19 protein-coding genes are annotated in these 22,952 nt (G+C 52.7%); 14 read left to right on the forward strand and 5 right to left on the reverse strand.

Annotated elements, in window-relative coordinates; translation table 11 throughout:
• Nucleotides 1–95: 95 nt before the first annotated feature.
• Entirely contained in the window at nt 96–1,982 is a 1,887-nt protein-coding gene (locus H7F31_RS18280) for a glucose PTS transporter subunit IIA (protein ID WP_187099945.1), read from the forward strand.
• Nucleotides 1,979–3,721, forward strand: coding sequence for a phosphoenolpyruvate--protein phosphotransferase (gene ptsP / locus H7F31_RS18285; RefSeq protein WP_187099946.1), 1,743 nt, complete (start codon nt 1,979–1,981; stop codon nt 3,719–3,721). Before H7F31_RS18280 ends, ptsP begins: the two co-directional genes overlap by 4 nt.
• Here ptsP and H7F31_RS18290 read toward each other — a convergent pair.
• Nucleotides 3,718–4,248 carry a type 1 glutamine amidotransferase domain-containing protein gene (locus tag H7F31_RS18290; RefSeq protein ID WP_187099947.1) on the reverse strand — a complete coding sequence of 177 codons (531 nt, stop codon included), beginning with the start codon at nt 4,246–4,248 and terminating at the stop codon, nt 3,718–3,720. The two genes, ptsP and H7F31_RS18290, sit on opposite strands and share 4 nt — an antisense overlap.
• Before the next feature lie 74 nt (nt 4,249–4,322).
• Here H7F31_RS18290 and H7F31_RS18295 point away from each other — a divergent pair, with 74 nt between their 5' ends.
• The 4 genes from H7F31_RS18295 to H7F31_RS18310 all read left to right on the forward strand — a co-directional run bounded on the left by H7F31_RS18295 (nt 4,323) and on the right by H7F31_RS18310 (nt 7,422).
• Complete coding sequence (locus H7F31_RS18295; RefSeq protein ID WP_187099948.1) at nt 4,323–4,784, forward strand: VanZ family protein; 462 nt, start codon at nt 4,323–4,325, stop codon at nt 4,782–4,784.
• 286 nt (nt 4,785–5,070) lie between these two features.
• On the forward strand, nt 5,071–5,484 hold the full coding sequence (locus H7F31_RS18300) for a hypothetical protein (protein WP_087567745.1): 414 nt from the start codon (nt 5,071–5,073) through the stop codon (nt 5,482–5,484).
• A 229-nt stretch (nt 5,485–5,713) separates the two neighbouring features.
• On the forward strand, nt 5,714–6,718 hold the full coding sequence (ccpA, locus tag H7F31_RS18305; RefSeq protein WP_187099949.1) for a catabolite control protein A: 1,005 nt from the start codon (nt 5,714–5,716) through the stop codon (nt 6,716–6,718).
• 5 nt (nt 6,719–6,723) lie between these two features.
• Nucleotides 6,724–7,422, forward strand: coding sequence for a 5'-methylthioadenosine/adenosylhomocysteine nucleosidase (locus tag H7F31_RS18310; RefSeq protein WP_187099950.1), 699 nt, complete (start codon nt 6,724–6,726; stop codon nt 7,420–7,422).
• 96 nt (nt 7,423–7,518) lie between these two features.
• Here H7F31_RS18310 and H7F31_RS18315 read toward each other — a convergent pair whose 3' ends face one another.
• Nucleotides 7,519–8,697 (reverse strand): acetoin utilization protein AcuC, encoded by a 1,179-nt coding sequence (locus tag H7F31_RS18315; protein ID WP_187099951.1) that lies wholly within the window; start codon nt 8,695–8,697, stop codon nt 7,519–7,521.
• Nucleotides 8,698–8,738: 41 nt separating this feature from the next.
• On the reverse strand, nt 8,739–9,374 hold the full coding sequence (locus H7F31_RS18320) for a GNAT family N-acetyltransferase (protein WP_261800040.1): 636 nt from the start codon (nt 9,372–9,374) through the stop codon (nt 8,739–8,741).
• A 204-nt stretch (nt 9,375–9,578) separates the two neighbouring features.
• Here H7F31_RS18320 and acsA point away from each other — a divergent pair, with 204 nt between their 5' ends.
• Nucleotides 9,579–11,303, forward strand: a complete 1,725-nt coding sequence (acsA, locus tag H7F31_RS18325) for an acetate--CoA ligase (protein WP_187099952.1) — start codon at nt 9,579–9,581, stop codon at nt 11,301–11,303.
• 85 nt (nt 11,304–11,388) lie between these two features.
• Here acsA and H7F31_RS18330 read toward each other — a convergent pair whose 3' ends face one another.
• Nucleotides 11,389–14,484: a transglycosylase domain-containing protein gene (locus H7F31_RS18330; protein WP_187099953.1), complete on the reverse strand. Its 3,096-nt coding sequence runs from the start codon at nt 14,482–14,484 to the stop codon at nt 11,389–11,391.
• A gap of 329 nt (nt 14,485–14,813) precedes the next feature.
• Between H7F31_RS18330 and H7F31_RS18335 the strand changes: the two genes are divergently transcribed.
• Together H7F31_RS18335 and H7F31_RS18340 are read left to right on the forward strand one after the other, a co-directional pair.
• Nucleotides 14,814–15,347, forward strand: a complete 534-nt coding sequence (locus H7F31_RS18335) for an NfeD family membrane protein (RefSeq protein ID WP_187099954.1) — start codon at nt 14,814–14,816, stop codon at nt 15,345–15,347.
• Between the two features lie 47 nt (nt 15,348–15,394).
• Nucleotides 15,395–16,954 (forward strand): flotillin lipid rafts scaffold protein FloT, encoded by a 1,560-nt coding sequence (locus tag H7F31_RS18340; RefSeq protein ID WP_187099955.1) that lies wholly within the window; start codon nt 15,395–15,397, stop codon nt 16,952–16,954.
• A 105-nt stretch (nt 16,955–17,059) separates the two neighbouring features.
• Here the strand turns inward: H7F31_RS18340 and rpsD are convergent, their stop codons facing one another.
• Nucleotides 17,060–17,659 carry a 30S ribosomal protein S4 gene (gene rpsD / locus H7F31_RS18345; protein WP_087567753.1) on the reverse strand — a complete coding sequence of 200 codons (600 nt, stop codon included), beginning with the start codon at nt 17,657–17,659 and terminating at the stop codon, nt 17,060–17,062.
• 387 nt (nt 17,660–18,046) lie between these two features.
• Here rpsD and H7F31_RS18350 point away from each other — a divergent pair, with 387 nt between their 5' ends.
• The 5 genes from H7F31_RS18350 to H7F31_RS18370 all read left to right on the forward strand — a co-directional run bounded on the left by H7F31_RS18350 (nt 18,047) and on the right by H7F31_RS18370 (nt 22,829).
• Nucleotides 18,047–19,954 carry a sensor domain-containing diguanylate cyclase gene (locus tag H7F31_RS18350; RefSeq protein WP_187099957.1) on the forward strand — a complete coding sequence of 636 codons (1,908 nt, stop codon included), beginning with the start codon at nt 18,047–18,049 and terminating at the stop codon, nt 19,952–19,954.
• A 163-nt stretch (nt 19,955–20,117) separates the two neighbouring features.
• A complete protein-coding gene (locus tag H7F31_RS18355) occupies nt 20,118–20,846 on the forward strand; it encodes a hypothetical protein (RefSeq protein WP_187099959.1) in 729 nt (242 codons plus the stop codon).
• 89 nt (nt 20,847–20,935) lie between these two features.
• Nucleotides 20,936–22,051 carry an aminopeptidase gene (locus H7F31_RS18360; RefSeq protein WP_187099961.1) on the forward strand — a complete coding sequence of 372 codons (1,116 nt, stop codon included), beginning with the start codon at nt 20,936–20,938 and terminating at the stop codon, nt 22,049–22,051.
• 105 nt (nt 22,052–22,156) lie between these two features.
• Nucleotides 22,157–22,399, forward strand: coding sequence for an HPr family phosphocarrier protein (locus H7F31_RS18365; RefSeq protein ID WP_087567757.1), 243 nt, complete (start codon nt 22,157–22,159; stop codon nt 22,397–22,399).
• Between the two features lie 136 nt (nt 22,400–22,535).
• On the forward strand, nt 22,536–22,829 hold the full coding sequence (locus tag H7F31_RS18370; protein WP_087567758.1) for an Fpa/YlaN family protein: 294 nt from the start codon (nt 22,536–22,538) through the stop codon (nt 22,827–22,829).
• The last annotated feature ends 123 nt before the right edge of the window (nt 22,830–22,952 follow it).

Genomic DNA, 22,952 nt, shown 5'->3' on the forward strand with positions numbered 1-22,952 from the left:
CAGCGCTTAACATCAAATAAGACATATTACCGATTTTCAGTACATGAGGGTATCTCATAAACGAAGCAACCGGCCAACAGGAGGTTAAGAACGAAATGAAGTTTATAGGGAGCTTGCAGCAATTAGGCAGAGCGTTTATGCTGCCCATGATTGTGCTTCCTGCCGCAGCAGTGTTTCTTAGCTTGAGCCAATTGCCCTGGGACTGGATCGGTTTGCCCGGCATGGCGGAGCATCTGCGCGCGGCAAGCGATATTATTTTTGTGTACCTGCCCTTTATATTCGCTTTGGGCATCTCGTTGGGATTGACCGGAAACGCCTTGTCGGCCGGAATCGCTTCGCTCGTCGGTATGGCCATCTATGTGGGCATAACAGCAGAAGCAAGCGCCGAAATTGAGCCTACCGTTCTGATTGGCGCCATGATCGGCATCGTCTCCGGCGTGAGCTATGAGCGCTTTAAGGATCTGCGATTGCCCGAATACATTCAGTTTTTTGGCGGTCCGAGATTCGTGCCGATATTTGTAAGCGTGCTCTCGCTTCTCTTTTCCATCGGGATGGTAAATCTTGCTCCGACCCTTCAGCATTTGATGGTGGAGCTCGGCGACGTCGTCGCTTCGGGCGGAGGTTTCGGCATATTTCTGTACGGCTTCATTCACCGGATTCTTGTCGTATTCGGCCTTCATCACCTCGTCAGCCACGTATTTTGGTTCCAGATCGGCGGCTACGAGACGGAAGGAGGAACGATGGTATACGGCGATCTGCCGCGATTCTTTGCCGGCGATCCCGAGGCGGGCGTTTTCATGGCGGGCTTGTATCCCACGATGATGTTCGCACTGCCGGCTATCGCTTTTGCTATCATTCACGAAGCAAGGGAAGATCTGAAGCCGAAGATTCGCAAGACGTTCCTGTATGCGGCTCTCGCCTCGTTCCTGACCGGCGTGACGGAGCCCGTGGAATTTGCGTTCCTGTTCGTCGCTCCGTATCTGTACGTCGTACACGCTATATTGTCCGGCGGTATTATGTGGCTGACATACGAGCTTGGCATCAGACATGGCTTCTCTTTCTCCGCGGGGGCCATCGACTTTTTAATTAACAAACATTTGGCGACGAGGGGATGGCTTATTCTTCCCATCGGCATTGTTGTGTTCGCGGTATATTATCTGCTTTTCCGCTGGGCGATTACCAGATTCCAGATTCCTACTCCAGGCCGCGAAGAAGGCTCGCAGCTCGACGAATGGGCAGGCGACATTCCTTATCGCGCTCCGCTTATTTTGCAAGCGATCGGCGGCAAGCAGAATATCGTGCAGATGGAATCCTGCATAACAAGGCTGCGACTGAAAGTGTCGAACGATAAAATCATTGACGTCAACGCGCTGCGCAATCTTGGCGCAGCAGGCGTTATCCGGCTTGGCGGAGGTCACGTTCAGGTCGTGTTCGGCACGTTTTCGGAGCTGATCCGCGAGGAGATGCTCAAGGCTATTACCCGCGATCAAGCCCAAGTGTTATTCCACTCGCCCGTTCAAGGCCGCATGATTTCGCTTGATGAAGTACCCGACCCTATCTTCGCTGGCAAGCTCGTCGGCAACGGCGTTGCCTTTTTGCCGGACAAGGGGGAACTGGTGTCTCCCGTAAAGGGAGAAGTCATCCATATTTACCCCACAATGCATGCGATCGGCATTCGTACGCCGGAAGGACTGGAAGTGCTGCTGCATATCGGCATCGACACCTCCAAGCTGTCAGGCAAGTCTTATTTCGAAGCGGTCGTGAAGGAAGGAGACTCCGTGCTGCCCGGCGCGCTGCTGATCAAGTTCAACCTGCAAAGGGTGCGTAAGGAGAGCAAGTCCTTGGCTACACCAATGGTCATTACCAACTCCGATATTGTCCATTCCTGGCGTTACGCACCGTTTAAGGCGGTGAAGAAGGGACAGTCTTCGGTTATGTCAGTCGTACTTAAAGAGAGCAATGGTGGAGGGGAACGTACATGATTCAAGGGATTGGCGCTTCAATGGGCATCGCTATCGGCAAGTCTTTCGTACTCCCCAACTGGGAGTGGGAGGTACCGGACAACAAGGTCGATGTCGCGGATTTCGCCAGAGAATTCGAGCGGGTGTACGAGGGGATTCGGACTTCCAAGTTCGAGATTCAACAGATTAAGGACGAACTGAGGGAAGTCGTCGGCTCGGATGAAAGTCAAATCTTCGACGCGCATCTCGCCATTCTCGACGATCCCGTATTCATGAATGAAATTCAAGGCATCATCCAACGCCAATACAAAGCGGCCGAAGTAGCGGTCAAGGAGGCCATCGATCACTTCGTAACCATGTTCGATCTGCTCGACGACGACTATATGAAGGAGCGGGCACTCGATATCAAGGATGTAGGCAACCGGCTGCTCAAGCATCTGCTTGGCGTACCCGAAGTAACGCTGCCTTCGGATACGCAGCCGTTTATCCTTATTGCCAAGGAGCTGTCGCCGTCGCAGCTGGCCCACATTAATCCGGATCATGTGCTGGGCATTGTCACATTGGCAGGCAGCATAACTTCCCATTCCTCCATTATGGCGAGAGCGCTTGGCGTACCGCTTGTAGTAGGGGTGGAAGCCAGTTTGACGGAGCCGATCGTAACGGGGCAGACCCTCATTATCGATGGCAGCGACGGAACCGTCTATATTGATCCAAACGAAGATATTATCAGTCTGTACAACGAGTTGCATGATCGCCAGACGGAGGCCAAGCGGAAGCTTCAGCATTTTGCGGAATGCAACGCGGAGACGCCGGATGGCAAGTTTTTGCGGTTAGAGGCGAATATCAGCTCGCTTAAGGAGCTGGAGATTGCGCTTGCGGGCGGAGCGACGGGCGTAGGTTTGTTCCGTACCGAGTTTCTCTATATGGACCGAAGCCGTTTCCCTAAAGAAGAGGAGCAATATGAGGTATACCGTAGCGTAGCGGAACGGCTCGGCGGCGAACCGCTTGTCATTCGAACGCTGGATATCGGCGGCGACAAACAACTGGATTACTTCGAGATTCCGGAGGAAGACAATCCCTTCCTGGGTTATCGGGCTATCCGGATCTCTCTGGATCGCAAGGATTTGTTCAAGACACAGCTTCGGGCGATTCTCCGGGCCAGCATTCATGGTGCCGTCAAAGTGATGTATCCGCTCGTGACCTCTGTGGACGAAATCCGTGCGGCTAACGTCGTGCTTGCCGAAGCTATGAGAGAACTGGATGCGGAGGGCATTCCATACGAACGCAATATCCCTGTCGGAGTCATGATCGAGGTGCCGGCAGCTGTTATCATTGCCGACCTGCTCGCGCAAGAGGTGGATTTCTTTAGCATCGGTACAAACGATCTGCTTCAATTCACGCTGGCGGTTGATCGAATGAACGAAGAAATATCGCATCTTTATGATCCGTTCCACCCGGCTCTGCTGCGAATGATCAAAACGACGGTGGAGGCGGCCAAGGAACGGGGCATCAAGGTAGGCGTATGCGGGGAGCTTGCGGGAGATATGAGGGCGCTCCCGATCTGGCTCAGCCTGGATGTCGACGGGCTCAGCATGTCGGCGCATTCCATCTTGCCCATTAAGGAACGCTTGCTCTCGACAAGGCAGGATGAATGCAGGGAAGTGTGGAGGAACCTCCAGCAATGCCGGACGAGTTCGGAAATTATCGGCAAGCTGGAGGCGTTTATGGAGCTCAAGGACGAGCAGACGGCGAACGGTTAGCCCATTCGCTGCTGGAGCGCGTCCACGAACGCTTTGGCGTATGGAGGAAGATCGGGCGGACGGCGCGCGGAGATCAGATTGCCGTCGACCACCACAGCTTCGTCATACCAAACAGCTCCGGCGTTTTCCATATCGTCGCGAATACCCGGAGTGGAGGTCACTTTACGGCCTTCCAGAATTTTCGCAGAGACGAGCACCCATCCCGCATGGCAGATTTGGCCGATCGGCTTGTCCGCCGCATTTAGCTCCTGTACGAGGCTTAGCACTTTGGGGTACCGCCGGAGCTTGTCCGGCGCCCAGCCGCCCGGCACGAGCAAGCCGGCAATGTCGGCCGCGTTCACTTCGTCAAAAGACAAGTCGGCGACGGCGGGGACGCCATATTTGCCGATGTGCTTTTTGCCTTTCTCCGGACCGGCGTACAGAACTGTCGCCCCGGCTTCGCGCACGCGGTAAACGGGATACCATAATTCCAGGTCCTCGAATTCGTCATCGAGCAGACAGATGACCGTTTGATTATTCAACGACATATTTACCTCTCCCTTCGATGATTGATACCAGTTGACAATAAGTTATTCATTCCTATTGTATCCAAGGAGCAGATATGAATCAAACCGTAACAAGCAGCTCTTCGAGGCGTTTGCGCCAACTTATCCGATGGCTGCCAGCCGTTGTATGGATGGCCGTCATCTTTGCGTTATCGTCCAGGACCGGCGATGAGTTGAACACGATGTTGCCTTTCTTCCAACGATGGCTCCCCTGGATGACGGACTTTAATTGGGGACACTTCGTTGCTTATTTCATTCTCGCTGCGACATTCGATTACGCGCTCGGGGTCAAGGCGGAACGTCCTTTGATCAAGGTGTTCATTGTCGTTCTATGCGGTTTATACGGCGTGACGGACGAGCTCCATCAGTCGTGGGTCGGTGGTCGGATGATGGATGCGGCCGACGTTCGAAACGACTGTATAGGCGCGTTAGGCTGGACGGTTGTCGCGGCTATTCCACCTGTAAAGCGCTTATGGTGCAAGTTCAAAAAGTTCGGTTCTCAGTACCGAGAAGATTGAGGGCAACTAGAAACTGAGGAGCGGAGCGTAGCAGAGCTACGTGAGCACCGGAAGGTTCGGTTGCGTTCAATATTCGATGTCGGGTAAGCTTCCGGGCATACTTCGTAATGGGAATCGGAATTTTTGAACAACCGCTTATGGAGAAAAGTTGTGAAGTAGTAAAAATTTCATGGGACGATTAAGCAGGACTTTTCGCAAAAAAGGTCGAATCCTCTATACATTCCCGAGGCTGCACTCAAGCAGTGAGGTAAGCGGCTGAGCCGCATGAATAAGGAGCTGACCCATTTTGCGTAAAACATGCCATTGCGGCGAGATCATGACGATGAAGCTGCGTACGGTGATCTATTCCGGCAAAGTCGAAATCGATAATGTCCCCATCTTCTCCTGTACTGCTTGCAGCAGAAGCGAAGTCATTCCTGAAGTGAAACCCGATCTAACGGGGCTGATCGCCAAGCTCGGAGCCGAGCCCGACAAACAAACCTTCCTGTTTAACGAATGCAACGAATGGGCGGATCTGCTCGTCGAAGCCAAAGTGAACAAGAAACCTCCGGAGCCTCAGGACGTGGAAGCCTTGATTCAACATCGAATCAATAATCTGCTGGACTTGTACCTGTTGGCCCAATCGCTGGAAGACGAGGATTGGATCGCAGACCTGAACAAGCGATTGCAGCAGCTTAGCCGACGCTCGATGCTTACATAAGCTTGAACGTTTCGTCAAAACGGCTGCCGCATGGCATGTTCTCATCCGAAGTCCATTTGTTGCCGTTTATTCGCTCACATTGCGAAAAGTAATATTTTGTCGTATGATTACGTTAATAATCGGCGTGCGATACATATGCGTGAACCTTGCAGTCGGGTACTGCCCGATGGTGTATGTAGGTTGAACCATAGTGATGTAATCCAAATCTGAACAAATGGAGAGAGAATCCGTGACGGTAACCATTTATGATGTAGCAAGAGAAGCAGGAGTGTCCATGGCTACGGTTTCCAGGGTTGTCAACAATAACCCTAACGTGAAGCCGGCAACAAGAAAAAAAGTATATGAAGCAATCGAACGTTTGGGCTACCGTCCCAACGCGGTTGCGCGCGGACTGGCCAGCAAGAAGACGACCACAGTCGGCGTCGTGATTCCCGATATTTCCAATGCGATCTTCGCGGAGGTAGCGCGCGGAATCGAAGATATCGCGAATATGTATCATTACAATATTATTTTGTGTAACGCGGACAAGAAGAAGGATAAGGAAATCCGCGTTATCAACACCCTGCTGGAGAAGCAAGTCGACGGCCTGCTGTTCATGGGCGGCGCTGTGACGGACGAGCATCTGCAAGCGTTCAAGACGGCGAATGTACCGATCGTTTTGTGCGCCACCAGCGATGATAACAACCAGATCCCTTCCGTGGATATCGATCACGAGGAGGCGGCATATGATGCCGTTATGAAGCTGATAGGCAAAGGTCACAAACGAATTGCGATGATCAGCGGCACGCTTCAGGATCCATCCAACGGATATGCCAGATTCCAAGGCTATAAGCGCGCGCTTGAAACATCGGGTCTGCCATACGATGATACTTTAGTTCGTATTGGCAACTACAGATACGAGTCCGGTGCAGAAGCGATGAAATATTTCATCGATCTGAACGAGCGTCCGACAGCTATATTCTCGGCCACGGACGAGATGGCTATCGGTGCGATTCATTGCATCCAGGATGCCGGCCTGCAAGTGCCAGGCGATATCTCCGTCATCAGCGTCGACAACAGCCGAATGGCATCCATGGTTCGCCCGCAGCTTACTGCGGTAGCACAGCCTATGTATGATATCGGCGCCGTGTCGATGCGCTTGTTGACCAAATTAATGAAAAAAGAAAACGTAGAGCATGCCAGGGTCGTATTGCCGCATGAAATCATCGTTCGGCAATCGGTCGGAGCCATTTAAATAGAATGACGGCATCTAAGATTGGCATCATCGGAGCAATGGCCGAAGAGATCGAACGGCTGCATGAGCATGTCAGGGTAACAAACACGTTCACCAAAGCCGGTATTACGTACTACGAAGGCAAGCTTCATGGCAAAAGTGTCATCTATTGCAAGTCGGGCGTCGGCAAGGTAAATGCAGCCGTCTGTACGCAATTGCTGCTGGATGCCGGAGCAAGTCGTGTTTTGTTTACCGGAGTTGCGGGCGCGCTGGATCCAAGACTTGACATTGGCGATATCGTTGTGTCGAGTTCTTGCATCCAGCATGATATGGATTGCTCGCCGCTGGGTTACCAACAAGGCGAGATTCCGTACCACCCGAACTCGGTGTTTCGGGCTGATCCCGGACTGATCGAGTTAGCTGCAAGCGCGAGCGAGAGACTTTTCCCGGGCCGCTGCCTGACGGGAGTCGTATTGTCCGGCGACCAGTTCATTGCAAGCAAAGAGAAAGTAGAGGAGCTGCATCAGTCTCTTAAGGGAGCATGTGCAGAGATGGAAGGCGCCTCTGTCGCGCAGGTATGCGAGATGAACGGCATTCCGTTTGTCGTCATCCGCTCCATGTCGGATAAGGCTGACGGCTCTGCGCATGCCAATTTTGCTGACTTTACAGTGCAGGCTTCGAACCACTCGTATCGCATAATTGACGATATCCTGCAGCGTATATAACAATAAAAAGAGCAATCAGCGGCCCATAAGGCTTCGCCTGGTTGCTCTTTGTTGTAAATATGGCAGTATGAGGTTGAGTGGACTTTTTGAACTACCTTATAGATCCTGCGTGACGATGCCTTGCGTAATGCGATTGCTCTCCACGATCTGTGAGCGCCTCGGGACGGGAGGGATGTCGTCCGCGCCATCCAGCCATGCCGTCGGCAGGGGAGCGGGGCTCTGGTCCTTCCAGCGGGCTATCCAGCTTTGAGGCAGCAGAGGGCTGTCGGGGCCGCGAAATTGGCTTGCCAGAGGATGGTCGTTCATTTCCAGCCAGATCATGGACCAGGCGCGGGGGACAACTCTCCATATGTCATATCCGCCGCCGCCGAGCGCGACCCACTTTCCGCCTGTGTACGTATGCGCTAGCTCATGTATAATGGCCGGAATTTCGCGATAGATATTCATGCTGCAGTGAATATGGGAGAGAGGATCGTACGCATGCGCGTCGCAGCCATGCTGGCTCACGATGATATCCGGCTTAAAGGTTGCGATGACCTTGCGCAGCGTATTGTTGAAGCTCTCCAGCCAGGATTCGTCTTCCGTAAACGGTTCCAACGGCATATTAAAGCAAGTCCCGAAGCCGCTGTCCGCTCCTTTCTCGGCTGCATATCCTGTACCCGGGAATAGATATTTGCCTGTTTCGTGTATGGAGTAGGTGCACACATGGGGATCGGCGTAGAACACCCACTGGACGCCGTCGCCGTGATGAACGTCCGTATCGATATACAAGACTCTTGCTCCATAACGCTCACGGATGTACTCTATGGCGATTGCCGCGTCGTTATAGACGCAGAAGCCCGAAGCTTTGTCCGGGAACGCGTGATGCAGACCGCCGGCCAGATGAAAGGCGTGCAGCGTCTGACCGCTCATTACGGCGTCAGCGGCCGCTACTGAGCCGGACACGATCGCTGACGCCGCTTCGTGCATGCCGGAGAAAAAAGGGGTGTCCTCCGTCATGAGACCATATTGCTCGGCGGTTACCGCCCGACTGCGAGGATCGGCTTCATTGTTTAATGCTTTGACAGCGTCTACGTAATCAGGCCGATGAACGAGCTGCAGCAATTCGTCGTTGCAGACGATATTTGGAGATAGCAGCTCGCGATCCGTTAAGGCGCCCGCTTCCTTAAGCAGGTCGATCGTCAACGTCTGGCGTATGGGGTCAAAAGGGTGGTCCTCATTAAATTTGTAACGGGATGAATCGGAATGATGGATGAAGATAGCGTTGGATACCATTTTCGAATGCCATTCCTTTCTCGCGGAGAATATCGTTACGGTTAATACATATATCGATTACGGAAACGGACACGGTCGAATTGCTCGATGGATGATAACGGAACTTCCTTGCCGATCCGCACCATGAGGCAATTGGCGGGATGCGAGCAGATCTCGGGATCGTCCGTCGCGTACCAGATCATGCCCGCGGACTTCATCAATCGTTCCATCATATTACGATAATCCCATACGTTAAGCTTGGTGCCTTCGAGGTCCCAGTGCCAATAATATTCCGTCGTAAATACGATCATGTTCTCCAGCTGCTCCTCGGCGAAAGCCAGAGCGATCAGTCGTTTGCCGATTCCGTATGCGCGGTAGTCATTCGCAACCTCGATTGCGCCAAGCTCTACAAGGTCGGCCATGCCGCCCTCCGACCATCTCTCTAGTTCATCGGGATAATGAAAGGTTACATATCCAACAATCAAGTCATCCTCTCGGGCGATGATGATGCGCCCTTCCGCAAGTCCCGCGATTTCAACCAGCGCTTCATGCTGCTCTGCTGGACGTCGGAAGGCATCAAGCTTTGCATGCATCTTGTAATCCGCGAGTCTGGAAGGAGGGACAGGACCTTCGAGGACAAGCTCCCGGCTATCGTTTATCGGGATCGTCTCGGTCTGGAGCCGTTTGCGATGTTCCAAGTGATCAACACCTTTCTTTCGGGAAAGTTATTATTGTGATCGCTTTTTTCTTTATTTTGATTGCTTCTTACTACTCTTTATATCAAACAATCAAGAAAATGAAAAGCGTAGTCGAATAGAATAGACTTATGTTATAATAGGAAAAGTGTTATGTAAGCGCCTTCCTATGATGGCGATTTCCAGATTTGATGGGAGAGTGATAGTATGAGCAACTTACATCAAGAGCGTATACCCGCAACGGCAACAAACCCCAACCTTAAAAATTACGAAGAAGCGGCCGCTTCCTTCTCGTGGGATCAGATCGAACGAACGTTCAGCTGGACCGAGAACGGCAAGGTCAATATGGCATACGAAGCGATCGAGCGCCATATCGAGAACGGTAAGGGGGATAAGATTGCCCTTCATTACAGCGACAGCGAAAGGGATGAAACATACACGTTCCGCCAGCTTAGCGAGCAATCGAATCGCTTCACGAACGTTCTTCGCGGCCTCGGAATCGGCAAAGGCGAACGTGTCTTCATCTTCATGCCGCGCACGCCGGAGCTGTACTTCAGCGTTCTCGGCGTCTTAAAGATCGGCGCCGTAGTCGGTCCGTTGTTCGAGGCGTTTATGGAGACGGCCGTCAAGGATCGTCTGCAAGACAGCGAAGCGGTCGCGATCGTGACGACGCCCGCCCTGCTGCATCGCATTAAGCGAGACGAGTTGCCCGCGTTAAAACATATTATCGTCTTCGGCAACGATGTTCCGGAAGAGGAAGGCATCGTGAACTTCAAGCGCGAGATGTCCGCAGCTTCCGATAAAGCCGAGATCGAGTGGCTGGACCGTGAAGACGGACTTATCCTCCATTATACATCAGGTTCCACTGGCAAGCCAAAGGGTGTGTTCCACGTTCAAAACGCCATGATTCAGCACAAGTATACCGGACAGATCGTCCTGGATCTTAAGGAAGACGACGTATACTGGTGCACGGCCGATCCGGGCTGGGTCACAGGCACATCTTACGGCATATTCGGACCATGGCTTAACGGAGCTACCAACGTCATTCGCGGCGGTCGATTTAGCCCCGCAGACTGGTACAACGTCATTCAGAAGTACGGCGTCACGGTATGGTACAGCGCGCCTACCGCGTTCCGCATGTTGATGGGAGCAGGGGACGACCTGTCCAAGCAGTATGACCTGTCGAGCCTGCGACACGTGCTGAGCGTCGGAGAGCCGCTTAATCCAGAGGTTGTACGTTGGGGGATGAAGGTATACGGTCAGCGCATTCACGATACTTGGTGGATGACGGAAACTGGCGGACAGCTCATTTGCAACTATCCGAGCATGGATATTAAGCCAGGCTCCATGGGCAAGCCGCTTCCGGGCGTTCGCGCTGCGATCATTGACGACAACGGCAACGAAGTGCCTCCTTACCGGATGGGCAATCTGGCCATTCAGACGCCTTGGCCTGCCATGATGCGCAAGGTATGGAACAATCCTTCCAAGTACGAGGAATATTTCCGCTTGAAGGGGTGGTACGTGTCCGGTGACTCTGCATATATGGATGAAGACGGCTACTTCTGGTTCCAGGGACGTATCGACGACGTTATCAATACAGCAGGCGAACGCGTAGGACCGTTCGAGGTTGAAAGCAAGCTCGTCGAGCATCCTGCCGTAGCGGAAGCGGGCGTCATCGGCAAGCCGGACATGGTGCGCGGCGAGATTATTAAGGCGTTCATTGCGCTTCGCGAAGGCTACGAGCCGACTGAGGAACTTAAGAAGGAGATTTCCCAATTCGTCAAGGTCGGCTTGTCGGCACATGCCGCTCCTCGCGAGATCGAATTTAAGGATAAGCTGCCTAAGACACGCAGCGGCAAGATTATGCGGCGCGTACTGAAGGCGTGGGAGCTTAACCTGCCGACGGGAGATCTGTCCACAATCGAAGATTAAGTTTAAGGACATTAAAAAGGGTTATTCCCAGGTCACGACCTCGGAATAACCCTTCTTTCTGTTTGATTCTGCAGCAGATTCGGCGTCAGCCCACGATCTTTATCTTCGAGGAAGGGGACGAATGGCCTGCCGCATTTTCCGCTACGATGTAATAGGTGCCTGTCGCAAATGGCGAGACATGCTCGTAATTCGTTTGCGATGTCGAGCCCAGCAACATGTAATTGTCATCATTGCCGGAGCTGTAATAGATATGATAGGTGGTGACTTGGTCGGACACCGGGTTCGCAGCCCAGCTCACCACTACGCTTAGAGCAGAGCTTTCGGCCTGCAAGCCGGTAGGAGCGGAAGGCGCAGCTCCCGTCTCCGAACCGCCGTTACCCTCGTTGCCGCTTTCATTGCCGTCGCCAGGCAGTCCTGGGATGGAAGGGATTTCTGGTAAGCCAGGCACCACGCCGTTTGACATAATCGCGCTAGGAGCCGATTCCTTGCCGACAACGTCGACCGCCACAACATAATAGGTTGTGCTCTCAGTCGCGGACGCCGTAAAGGATGACGAATAATCATCTCCGAACAGCAGCGAGCTGCCGAACTTCTCGTAAGCCCCCGCATTCGTAGAGCGGTAGATTCGATAACCGACCACATCCGCCGACGGGCTGTCCTTGAACGTAATCGTCAGCGAGCCATTGCCGCCTTGAGCCATCTTTACGTCGACCGGCGGAGCAGGGGCTGCGCCGTCATCACTGCGCGGATCCGTCTTGGACGGAGCATCGTTGCCCGCATCAGCCGGAATATAGATTTCCATTGGACGTCTGCTGCTGGCCGGCAGCTTCGCTTGCGCTGCTTGAATTTCATCCATAAGTTCGTCCAACGGCTTTTTGCGCTTAATGACGACCTTTTCCTTGAGCATATCGTCCGGCGTAAGCTCGTTAGGCACGTAGTTGATGCCTTTGTACGTAATAAGCTTCATACTGACGAGTGCGTCGTCCTTCTTCTTAGGCAAAAACTCCTTGTTGAACCAGTCCGTGACGGACATGCCTGCCGAACTCGTCAGCGAGCTTGGCAGAAGACCGCTTGCCGATGATACGGTAGCCTTGACGATGCCGTCCGGCTTCGGGAATTCTTCTGTATTAAACAGGCCGGGCTTCTGTTCCGACACCTCGTTCATAATTAGCGTCCAGATCGAACGTGCCCTTGTTCGGCCGTTGTTGGACAGGGAATTGACTTGCTCCTCATAGCCGGCCCAAACGCCTAGCGTAACATCAGGAGAGAAACCCATGAACCAGACATCGCCGTAGCTTTGCGTAGAACCTGTTTTGCCTGCGATCGGAATTTTGCCATATTGTTTGAATTGCTTCGAGATGGCGTTGCCTGAGCCCGAAGGGCTGGAAATAACCGTCCTCAACATGTCGGTCATCAGGAAGGCCGTCTGCTCCGAAAATACTTGCTTAGGCTGAGCTTTATGCTCGTATACGATCTTGCCATTTGCGTCCGTAATTTTTTCGATCATGTATGCGTCGTTGAATACGCCTTGATTCGGGATGGCGCCGTAAGCATTGGTCATCTCCTCCACCGAGACGCCGAGCCGCAGTCCGCCGATAACGCCGGTCTGGGAATACGCGTCCTCAGGCTGCAGCGTGGTGATGCCGAGCTCCCGGACGAACTCCCAAGCCTTTTCGATCGTTACTTCTTCGTTGAAAATTTTCAGTGCCGGCAAGTTCATGGAGCGGTTTAGCGCGTCGCGCGCCGTTACGAGTCCCGTGAACTTCCGATTGACGTTCATCGGGATATGATAACCCTTCTGTCCGTCGCTGAGCACGAGCGGGGCATCGTCGATGATGCTCGCCGGCTGGATTATGCCGGAATCGATGGCAGGCAGATAGGCAGCCAGCGTCTTCATCGTGGAGCCCGGCTGGCGGATCATCTGCGTCGCGAAGTTCATCTGCTCCTCGTAGAAGTCGCGCCCTTCCAGCATGCCGATAATGGCGCCGGTCTTATGATCAAGCATGATAGCGGCAGTCTGCTCCAGACCCTTCTTCTCGCTGTAAGGCGTGAAGTTTTCTTCGTTGCTGCCGATCTTGCGCATGATGTCGTACACTTGCTTGTCGATCGTGGTGTAGACGTGATATCCGCCACGAAGCAACTGTTCCCTTGCCTGCTCGATCAGCTCCGCGTTCTCCTTGCCGCGAAGAGCTTCTTTCGTCAAGGTAGGGTCCTCCTGCATGAGCAGGGCTTCGGCCGCCTGACGCTCCGCCTCCAGCATGAGGTAAGGGTAAGTCGTATAGGCTTTCTCGCTTGGCGGAGCAATTGAGGCTCTTGTATCGAATTTAATCGCTTCATCGTATTCCGCCTGCGTAATTCTGCCCGTTTCCAGCATTCGCGACAATACGAGCTGCTGACGCTTTACTGCGCGTTCGAAGCCGGCTTCATTAAATTTGCCCGTCCCCGTGAAAGCATTGTACAAGGATGGGAGTTGCGGCAAGCCGGCCAGATAAGCCGACTGGGCAATATTGAGCTTGCTGAGATCGCTGATTCCGAATATGCCCTTGGCAGCGGCTTGAATGCCGAATACCTGATAACCGTTGGATCCGTTGCCGAACGGCATCTTGTTCAAGTAGGCAGCCAATATTTCTTTTTTCGTTAAGTACCGTTCCATCCTGAGCGACAAAAATATTTCTTTGATTTTGCGGCTGTCCGTTTTGTCCAGGTTGAGAAACACCCGTCTGGCGAGCTGCTGGGTCAGCGTACTGCCGCCCGTCTGCGTATCTTCATTAAACAGCTTTTGCTTGACGGCGCGGCCGAGACCGTTGACGCTTACGCCTTTATGTTCGAAGAACTCATTGTCCTCCGTTGCCAGCAGCGCGTTAATGACGCTCTGCGGGATGTCGTCGTATTCCACAACGATCCGGTCTTCGTCTGTCCGGAGCTGGCCGACCAGCGAGTCGTCGTTGAAGTAGACATAACCCGTCATCGAATATTCGCCGACTTTGTCCTGAATGACGGATTGCGGCCGTACTTCCTCGTCTTTGACGAGAGCGGCGACATAACCCGTTACGGCTCCTCCTGCGAGCAGGCCGAAGAAGATGCCGAAGTAAATAATCCATTTTACCGTGATAAATGATACTAGTCCGAACATTCGCCATTTGCCGTAGGGCTTCCGCGATGGCTTTGTATCCTCTTGCATGCTTATAACTCCTCCTCCAAAATAGCATTACCATTATAGCACAAAACGATATTCGGTTCATGTATCCGGCCGTTCAGCAGAGCTGTGCCGTTACAGTTCGTTACGGATTGGCGGCAAGAAAAAAGAATCTTATCTTATTGTTAAACGCATGACGAGGCGGAAAAGTTTTGTATAATAAGTAAAGGGGGAGAGTTTTCATGTCATTAATTGAAAAAAGCCTGAAAGAAAGTGAAGTTTGTCGAATTTTTTTAGCAACTTTTGTAGCAGGTCGGCCGTATTAATTACGGTAAAGATTACAGGTTCTGGAGACCATGGGATGGAGGTGGAAGATGGAAACGTTATTTTTATCCTGTCTGGCGCTAGGCATCCTGTTCGCGATTGTCAGCGTCATATTCGGAGATTGGCTCAGCCAAGCCATGGAAGGAGCGCTTGACTTCTTGTCGCTGGAAGGTCCCGCCTTCCTGAGCCCGATGACTTTGTTCGGGGGCATTACGGCTTTCGGAGGAGCCGGACTTATGCTGACCCGCTACACATCGCTAGGCGAATGGATTGTCGTGCTGCTCGCCGTCCTGATTGCCATCGCTCTTGGAGCGGCGGTGTTCTTCCTGTACGTAAGGCCCATGGAGAATAGCGAGAACTCCATTGCGTTCACGCTCCAATCCCTGGCCGGCACGCTCGGCGAGGTAACGATTCCGATCCCTGCGACAGGTTATGGAGAAGTGATGATACGGGCAGGTGCGGGCGTAACGAACCAAATCGCGGCCAGCTTCGATCAGCAGCCCATATCCGGTTCGGCGAAAGTCGTCGTCGTGGAAGTGAAGGACAGCGTGCTGTACGTCTCAGAAGTGAATCTGTCGGTCTAGCGAGGCAGACGAAAACAAACTTTAATGCGAGAGGAGTCATGCTGTACATGAATTTGCCAGAATATTTGATCATTCCCCTTATCGTTGTAGGTGTGCTTGTCGTATTGGGTCTTGCCTTCTGGGCGAGGTACAAGACGGTGAGTCCGGACGAGGCGATGCTCGTCACGGGATCGTTCCTTGGATCCCGCAACTCGCTCGTGGACGAATCGGGCCGCAAGGTAAAAATCATTCGAGGCGGAGGCGCCTTCATCCTGCCGGTATTCCAGAAGGCCGAGTACTTGTCGCTCTTGTCCCACAAGCTGGACGTATCTACGCCGGAAGTATATACGGAGCAAGGCGTTCCCGTCATGGCCGATGGCGTGGCGATCATCAAGATCGGCGGCGCGATGGAAGACGTGGCGACTGCCGCGGAGCAGTTCCTTGGCAAGCCGACAGAAGGATTAAAGAGCGAAGCCCAAGAAGTGCTTGAAGGTCATCTGCGCGCGATTCTCGGTTCAATGACGGTAGAAGAAGTGTACCGTAACCGCGATAAGTTCGCGCAAGAGGTGCAGGGCGTGGCGGCGAAGGATTTGAAGAAGATGGGCTTGCAGATCGTTTCGTTTACAATCAAGGATCTGCGCGACAAACACGGTTATCTGGATGCTCTCGGCAAGCCGCGTATCGCAGCCGTCAAGCGCGATGCCGACATCGCAGAAGCCGAAGCCGTACGGGATGCGAGAATTCAGAAGGCGCATGCAGCGGAAGCCGGACAGAAGGCGGAGCTGCTGCGCGATACAAACATCGCGGAAGCCGAGAAGGATAAAGAAATGAAGGTAGCCTCCTTCAAGCGCGATCAGGATACGGCAAAGGCGGAAGCCGACCAAGCGTACTCTATTCAAGAAGCGCGTGCGAAGCAAAGCGTAGTCGAGGAGCAAATGAAGGTAGAGCTCGTCCGCAAGGAACGCGAGATCGACCTGGAAGGCAAAGAGATTCTGCGTCGCGAGAAACAATATGACGCCGAGGTCAAGAAGAAGGCGGACGCCGATCGTTACGCCGTCGAACAAGCGGCGGAAGCAGACAAGGCCAAGCGGATTCGCGAGGCCGATGCGCTGCAATACCGGATTGAAGCGGAAGCCAAGGCGTCAGCGGCTCAGAAACGATTGGAAGGTCTTGCGGTGGCGGAAGCGGAGAAAGCCAAAGGTACGGCGGAGGCGGAGGTTATCCGGCTGCGCGGTCTCGCGGAAGCCGAGGCGAAGGAAAAGCTGGCGGAAGCGTTCGCGAAGTTCGGAGAAGCGGCCGTCCTGGATATTATCGTCAAAATGCTGCCAGAGCTCGCTGGCAAGGTTGCCGAGCCGATCAGCTCGATCGATAAGCTGACCGTTGTCGATACGGGCAACGGAGAAGGAGCGGCACGATTAAGCAATTACGTAACCTCGTTGATGTCGACAGCGCCTGAGATGCTAAAAAGCGTATCCGGCATCGACGTGAACCAGTTGATTCAAGGGTTGACGTCGAAGGCGATCGCTCCGTCAGCGCCGGTTGCACCTAATACTGTGGAAGCCGCTATAGCGAAAATCAAGCCGGCTATCGCTCCCGCAGCAACGGAAGCACCAAAAACAGACAAATAGCAGAGGGAACGTATCCAGCGAATGTGCCTCTGGGCAACTACTAAAAAAGCCTTGAACCCGGCCGGGTTCAAGGCTTTTTCTTCGTAAATAGCGTTCTTCAGGCGATTAACGACTGTAGAACTCGACGATTTGTTTCTCATCGATTTCTTGCGAAAGCTCGGCGCGGTCAGGAAGACGCACGTATTTGCCTTCTACAGCTTGCTCGCTGAATTCCAGGTAGTTCGGGAGGTGATGACGACCTTCCAGAGCTTCCTTGATGGATTTCAGGCCGCGGCTGCGCTCGCGAAGACCGATAACGTCGCCAACTGCCACTGTGTAGGAAGCGATGTCGACTTTTTTGCCGTTAACGGTAACGTGACCGTGGGCAACAAGCTGACGAGCGCCCGCACGGGAGTTCGCGAATGCCAGACGGTATACCAGGTTGTCCAGGCGGCTTTCCAGCAACGCCATGAAGTTTTCGCCGGCGATACCTTTCATTTTGGCAGCTTTGTCGAACAGATTGCGGAATTGCTTCTCGTTCATGCCGTACATGTGGCGAAGCTTTTGTTTCTCTTGCAATTGAACGCCGTAGCCGCTAAGCTTTTTGCGTTGGTTAGGGCCGTGCTGTCCCGGAGGGAAAGGGCGTTTCAAGTCTTTGCCAGTACCGCTAAGGGAAATGCCAAGGCGGCGGCTAAGTTTAAATTTAGGTCCTGTATAACGTGCCATGTCTCGTATTAACTCCTTCAACAAAGTAAATTTTGAGAATGGGGTTGTGTTTCGCGGAATAACGTTCGGGTGGACAAGTCAATTCTCGTCCCTGATGACACTTCAGCCGCTGGCCATGCAGCGAACCTTATTCCTGAGGGTGACACAAAACCGTACGCCCATGTATTCAACAATAAATATTATATGATTTATAGCGGAAAAGTCAAGGAGGATTGTGCGGATAGCAGAATCGTCTTCGAATTTCAAAACCCTATCACTCCATAAAAGGTGGCTAAAGTCCTATAAAATATGGAAAGACTAGTGCAAAAATCATAAAAATAAAGTATGATGTTGATAGAATTAGCAATCTCATCGCCCTGTTACAACTGAGGAAGGGTAAGGTGCTGCATGGTCAATGACCGAAAGGAACGCCATTCCATCTGGTTAGCCAATGAAGATATTCATGATGCGGACGAGCCTTATCTTCCTGCCTTGTTAGAGGAAGCATTTCTCGAATGGAGCGCGGAGGCATCGGGCATGACGGCATTCCGAAGCGGTCAATACGGAATATACGGCAAAGATGCGAAGTGCCACGGCTCGGCAGGCGCGAGCGAAAGTTCAACCTTAGCGGGAACCGGAATCGAGGAAATTGTACAAACCGCCGTAAGGTCCGTTCTGGACAACCTTGCGTTTTATAGTATGGAGTATGGGGAGTGGTTCGTTGCGGGAACCCCGATCTTCCGTCGCCATTGCGATAAATTATTCGCTATTCTTGTGTACGTCGCTCCTGCGGGTACGCAATTGGGGGAAGGGGAACTTGGCGCGCAAGCCCTGCATTACCGGGGATGCTTCTACCGCGTATTCGAGCGGGTGTATGTAAAGGATCTGCTGCTCACGCAGGAAAGGAGCAGCCGGGATTCCAACCGGAGGGACGAGCTCTTTCAGGCGGCCAAGCGGTTGTACGACCAGATCGACGTTACATCCGTCCTAAACGAGATGCTCCGCAGCCTGGAAACGTTATATCCGCAATCGGAAGTATATCTCTATCTGTCCCAGGATTATGTGGAGGGCGACCCCCGCATTCGTCCGCTTGTCTTTAAAAATACGGCTCATGATATTGTGGCCAAGGCTTTCCTGGACGGTAATCCCGCAAAGGAAAAGGATCGAGACGGCAATACCCGCGTGGCGATCCCGTTATCCGGCAAGCAAGCTGCGTATGGCGTATTGTGTATTATTATTAGTGCGGGGAAAAGGAGCGACGAGCTCGATCTCCCCGCGTTCCTGCTTATTGCCGACACGGCAGGCTCGGCCTTCGAGAACGCGAAGTTGTACGAGCAGTCCAACCTGCTGATCAATGAGCTCCGTCTTATTAACGATATGACCAAGCGTCTCAATCAGTCGCTTAAGCTGAGGGAGATATTCCAGTTCGCGACGACGGAGCTGCTTACGATCTTTGATGCCGATTATTGCTGCGTGCTCCAGCTTAATCCCAAGAAAGACGTGTTCGAGGTGAAATCAAGCAACATACCCTCGATGGCCAGCGAGACGTTCTCGCCGGAGTACGGTTTCTGCGGAATGATCTATCGAACAAAGGAGCCTCTAATTATATCCGATTATTGGAATACTAGAGTCGTATCCTCCAGGCTGATGGACAATACGGGCTCGCGCTCCCTGATCGCTGCGCCGATCTTCGGCGACGGAGAAGTAATTGGCGTTATTCTCGTGACCCATAAGCAACAAAATTTCTTCTCCTATGAGAACTATAAGCTGCTGCAGGTCATGAGCACCCATATCGGATTAGCGGTGACAAACGCGTCGCTGCATGCCGAGGTGCGAAGAATGGTGATCACCGACAATTTGACGGGGCTGCATGCCAGGCACTACCTGGACGAGCAGATTCAGCGCCGTCAGCGCAAGGATCCGTTCGGTTCGCTAATCCTCGTCGATATTGATCTCTTCAAGCGTGTAAACGATACGTACGGCCATCAAGTAGGGGATCGGATTCTCATCCAGGTAAGCCGTATTATTGCGGGGGCGATTCGCCAGGACGATATCGCTGCCAGGTGGGGCGGGGAGGAGCTTGCCATCTATCTGCCCGGTGTTCGCACGGAGCAGGCGCTGCGAGTCGCAGAACGTATCCGAAAGCAAGTCGCCGAAGAAACGGAACCGTCCGTAACGGTGTCCTGCGGCGTCTCGGAGTGGACCTTTGACCAGGAGAAGGTAAGCGTAGAATCCTTGTTCTATAGAGCGGACATGGCCCTGTACGAAGCCAAGAACAAAGGCAGGAACTGTATCATAGTCGGCAGTTCGACATAAATAGATTGTAATCTGACGGGCGCCTCTTGCGAGGCGCTTTTCTTTGTACCATTGGATTGTTCAGTTCTTCGAATTAACGCATAACATAGGGCTTATGTTGGGAGGATAGAAGCAGAAGCGGGAAATCAGGGAGGGAATGGATTTGTGTAGGAAGTCGGTGCGAATGAGAGCGTTCGCCGCGTTACTGTTGACGCTGACAATGTCGGTTGCTGCTGCCGGCTGCGCAGCTGATGCGGATCATAGATCGCCGGAGGAGTGGCTGTCGATGGCCTATTCTGGTCTGGCCGCCATGGATCAATACCATTTCACGGGAGCGATCAGCATGGGGATGAACGAGGAGCTGATGTTCAAGCCGCAGATGTTCGAAGGCAAAGTTACCCGCCATAAGCAACTAACGATTCAATCCGATGAGCAGGACCCCGTAAGCTGGAATCCGGTGGATGTACTTGGCAAGCTTAATGATGCCAATGCGGACGTAACGATTATCCATGAGGGCGTGACGGAGACGGAATCGGGAGCAATCAAGACGTTGACGATTCGGGTCGAAGAGAAATCGGACGTTACAACGGCTCGCTGGGACAGCTTGCTTCGGCAGCAATTCGACGATATCGCGGGCGTTTCCGGAGCGGACACATTAATTGCTTTAAACGTATCCGAGAAGCGGGATACCATCCTCGCGCAGTCCAAGAAGGAGCTGGAGGAAATGTTGTCACGGCTTCATGCGACTTCTCGTTACGATATCGTCATCGACAAGCAGCGCCTGCTTCCCATCAAGATGGAGGAATTAACAAGCTTCGAATACGAACGCGGCGGTACGCCGATTAAGGAGTCCCGGCATACGTCCGTCCGATTCGAGAAGTTCGAGGGCTCTGCCGAAGACTCTGTGCAATGAAGCAGGAATCATGTTAGGATGAAGATGGATGCCCGGGGAATCATTGGCAGGCCTTGGGCCGAACACCATCAGAAGGAGCTGATACGCACATGAGAGATCCAAGATTGCAGAAGCTGGCCCAGAACCTGGTCCAGTATTCGGTGAACATACAGCCAGGGGAAAACGTCTTAATCGATATGATAGGCGGCGAAAAGGAATTGACCAAATGTTTGATCGAGGAGGTCGCCAAGCGCGGCGGGAGACCGTTCGTAGAATACAGCGACCGATCCATTTTGCGAACGATGCTGATTCATGCGTCGGAGGAGCAACTTCGGCTTTGGGCTGAGCTTGATCTGGAACGTATGAAAAATATGCAGGCGTACATTGGGGTTCGATCCGGCGACAATGCAAATGACTTGTCCGACGTGCCGGACGATAAAATGAAGCTGTATGATCGAATCTACCGGAATCCCGTACATATGGAACAACGCGTAAAGAAAACCAAGTGGGTCGTTCTAAGGTATCCGAACCCTTCCATGGCACAGCTTGCGAAAATGAGCACGGAGGCGTTCGAGGATTTTTACTTCGACGTATGCAATCTGGATTATTCCCGCATGGAGAAGGCGATGGACCCGTTGCAGGCGTTGATGAACCGGACGGACCGCGTGCGCATAGTATCCCCGGGCACGGATCTCCGCTTCTCCATCAAGGACATCGGTTCCAAAAAATGCTGCGGCCATCGCAACATCCCCGACGGAGAAGTATTCTCTGCGCCGGTGCGGGATTCCGTAAACGGCACTATTGCCTACAATTCGCCTAGCGAATATTCCGGCACCTCGTTCCAGAACGTGACGCTGACGTTCGAAAATGGGCGGATTGTCAAGGCGGAGAGCAACGATTCGGCACGCTTGAACGAAATACTGGACAGCGACGAAGGAGCGCGCTACGTCGGCGAATTCGCGATCGGCTTCAACCCTTACATTTTGCATCCCATGAACGATATTTTGTTCGATGAGAAGATTGCAGGCAGTCTGCACTTTACGCCGGGTCAGGCGTACGAAGAGACGGACAACGGCAACCGCTCCTCCATTCACTGGGACCTCGTGCTCATCCAACGTCCGGAATATGGCGGCGGCGAAATTTATTTTGACGACGTGCTGATCCGCAAGGACGGATTGTTCGTTCTGTCGGAATTGGAAGGATTGAACCCGGATCGCTTGAAATAATTGCTAATGAAGCGTTTTTTTCACCAGCCCCCTTGATGGATACCACGATTCAGAGTATCATGGTGACAAAGGAAAGCATTACTAATTCAACTGGAGGGAACGCCCATGTCCAATAACGCAGCAATTGTAGAAATCTCCCAAACAGCCAGCCAATTTACTTCATCGATCGTATTACAAGCCGAGAGCAAATATATCGACGTAAAGAGTATCCTGGGTCTGTTCACGACTTTGGTCGGCGGTCATTCCTACGAGCTTCATGTACACGGACCGGACGCGGAAGAGGCTAAAAAAGCAATGGCAGCCGTGTTCGCGAAACACAATCTTAACGTTAATGTTATTTCGGATTAATCTTTAGCACGGGCGTGACCAGCGCTTCTTCCGTATGGAGGAGGCGCTTTTTCTGTTTTATCCTTGTTTATTCCGATGATTTCGTCTAATATAAAAGGTATATATGCTGGAGGCAAGAGTCACAGGGGGGAGAAACATGTCCGCACCGGAAGTTGCTGATAAGTTGCAGGAGAGAGCGTTGCGCCTTCTACAGGAAGATGCAAGTAAGATAGAGAAGTTGATTGAGGTGCAGATGGAGAACCTGACAACTCGTCAGTGCCCTCTGTACGAGGAAGTGCTCGATACGCAGATGTATGGATTCTCGCGCGAGGTCGACTTTGCCACGCGTGCCGGTCTCATAACGGAGCAAACGGGCAAGGAGATCGTCAGCAGGTTGGAGCGCAATCTCGCTGTGTTATATGAAGCGCTTGATCGGAAGGGCAGCCTTTAGAGGGCTGCTTTTTTCATGCCAATAAACCGATTAGCTCGGAGAGGTATTTTTACCATTTGTCAGTGATACTGCTCCTTGCTTCATTACGCCCATTCCTTTACAATACATGATATATGGTAAATT

It is taken from the genome of Paenibacillus sp. PAMC21692, assembly GCF_014303795.1.
Classification (GTDB): Bacteria; Bacillota; Bacilli; order Paenibacillales; family Paenibacillaceae; genus Pristimantibacillus; species Pristimantibacillus agaridevorans.

Coding starts and splice junctions, on each gene's coding strand:
- H7F31_RS18340 (WP_187099955.1), top strand. CDS start 15,395: ATGAATTTGCCAGAATATTTGATCATTCCCCTTATCGTTGTAGGTGTG.
- H7F31_RS18295 (WP_187099948.1), top strand. CDS start 4,323: ATGAATCAAACCGTAACAAGCAGCTCTTCGAGGCGTTTGCGCCAACTT.
- H7F31_RS18355 (WP_187099959.1), top strand. CDS start 20,118: ATGAGAGCGTTCGCCGCGTTACTGTTGACGCTGACAATGTCGGTTGCT.
- H7F31_RS18360 (WP_187099961.1), top strand. CDS start 20,936: ATGAGAGATCCAAGATTGCAGAAGCTGGCCCAGAACCTGGTCCAGTAT.
- H7F31_RS18290 (WP_187099947.1), bottom strand. CDS start 4,248: ATGTCGTTGAATAATCAAACGGTCATCTGTCTGCTCGATGACGAATTC.
- H7F31_RS18370 (WP_087567758.1), top strand. CDS start 22,536: ATGTCCGCACCGGAAGTTGCTGATAAGTTGCAGGAGAGAGCGTTGCGC.
- H7F31_RS18335 (WP_187099954.1), top strand. CDS start 14,814: ATGGAAACGTTATTTTTATCCTGTCTGGCGCTAGGCATCCTGTTCGCG.
- H7F31_RS18310 (WP_187099950.1), top strand. CDS start 6,724: ATGACGGCATCTAAGATTGGCATCATCGGAGCAATGGCCGAAGAGATC.
- H7F31_RS18365 (WP_087567757.1), top strand. CDS start 22,157: ATGTCCAATAACGCAGCAATTGTAGAAATCTCCCAAACAGCCAGCCAA.
- rpsD (WP_087567753.1), bottom strand. CDS start 17,659: ATGGCACGTTATACAGGACCTAAATTTAAACTTAGCCGCCGCCTTGGC.
- H7F31_RS18350 (WP_187099957.1), top strand. CDS start 18,047: ATGGTCAATGACCGAAAGGAACGCCATTCCATCTGGTTAGCCAATGAA.
- H7F31_RS18330 (WP_187099953.1), bottom strand. CDS start 14,484: ATGCAAGAGGATACAAAGCCATCGCGGAAGCCCTACGGCAAATGGCGA.
- ptsP (WP_187099946.1), top strand. CDS start 1,979: ATGATTCAAGGGATTGGCGCTTCAATGGGCATCGCTATCGGCAAGTCT.
- acsA (WP_187099952.1), top strand. CDS start 9,579: ATGAGCAACTTACATCAAGAGCGTATACCCGCAACGGCAACAAACCCC.
- H7F31_RS18280 (WP_187099945.1), top strand. CDS start 96: ATGAAGTTTATAGGGAGCTTGCAGCAATTAGGCAGAGCGTTTATGCTG.
- H7F31_RS18315 (WP_187099951.1), bottom strand. CDS start 8,697: ATGGTATCCAACGCTATCTTCATCCATCATTCCGATTCATCCCGTTAC.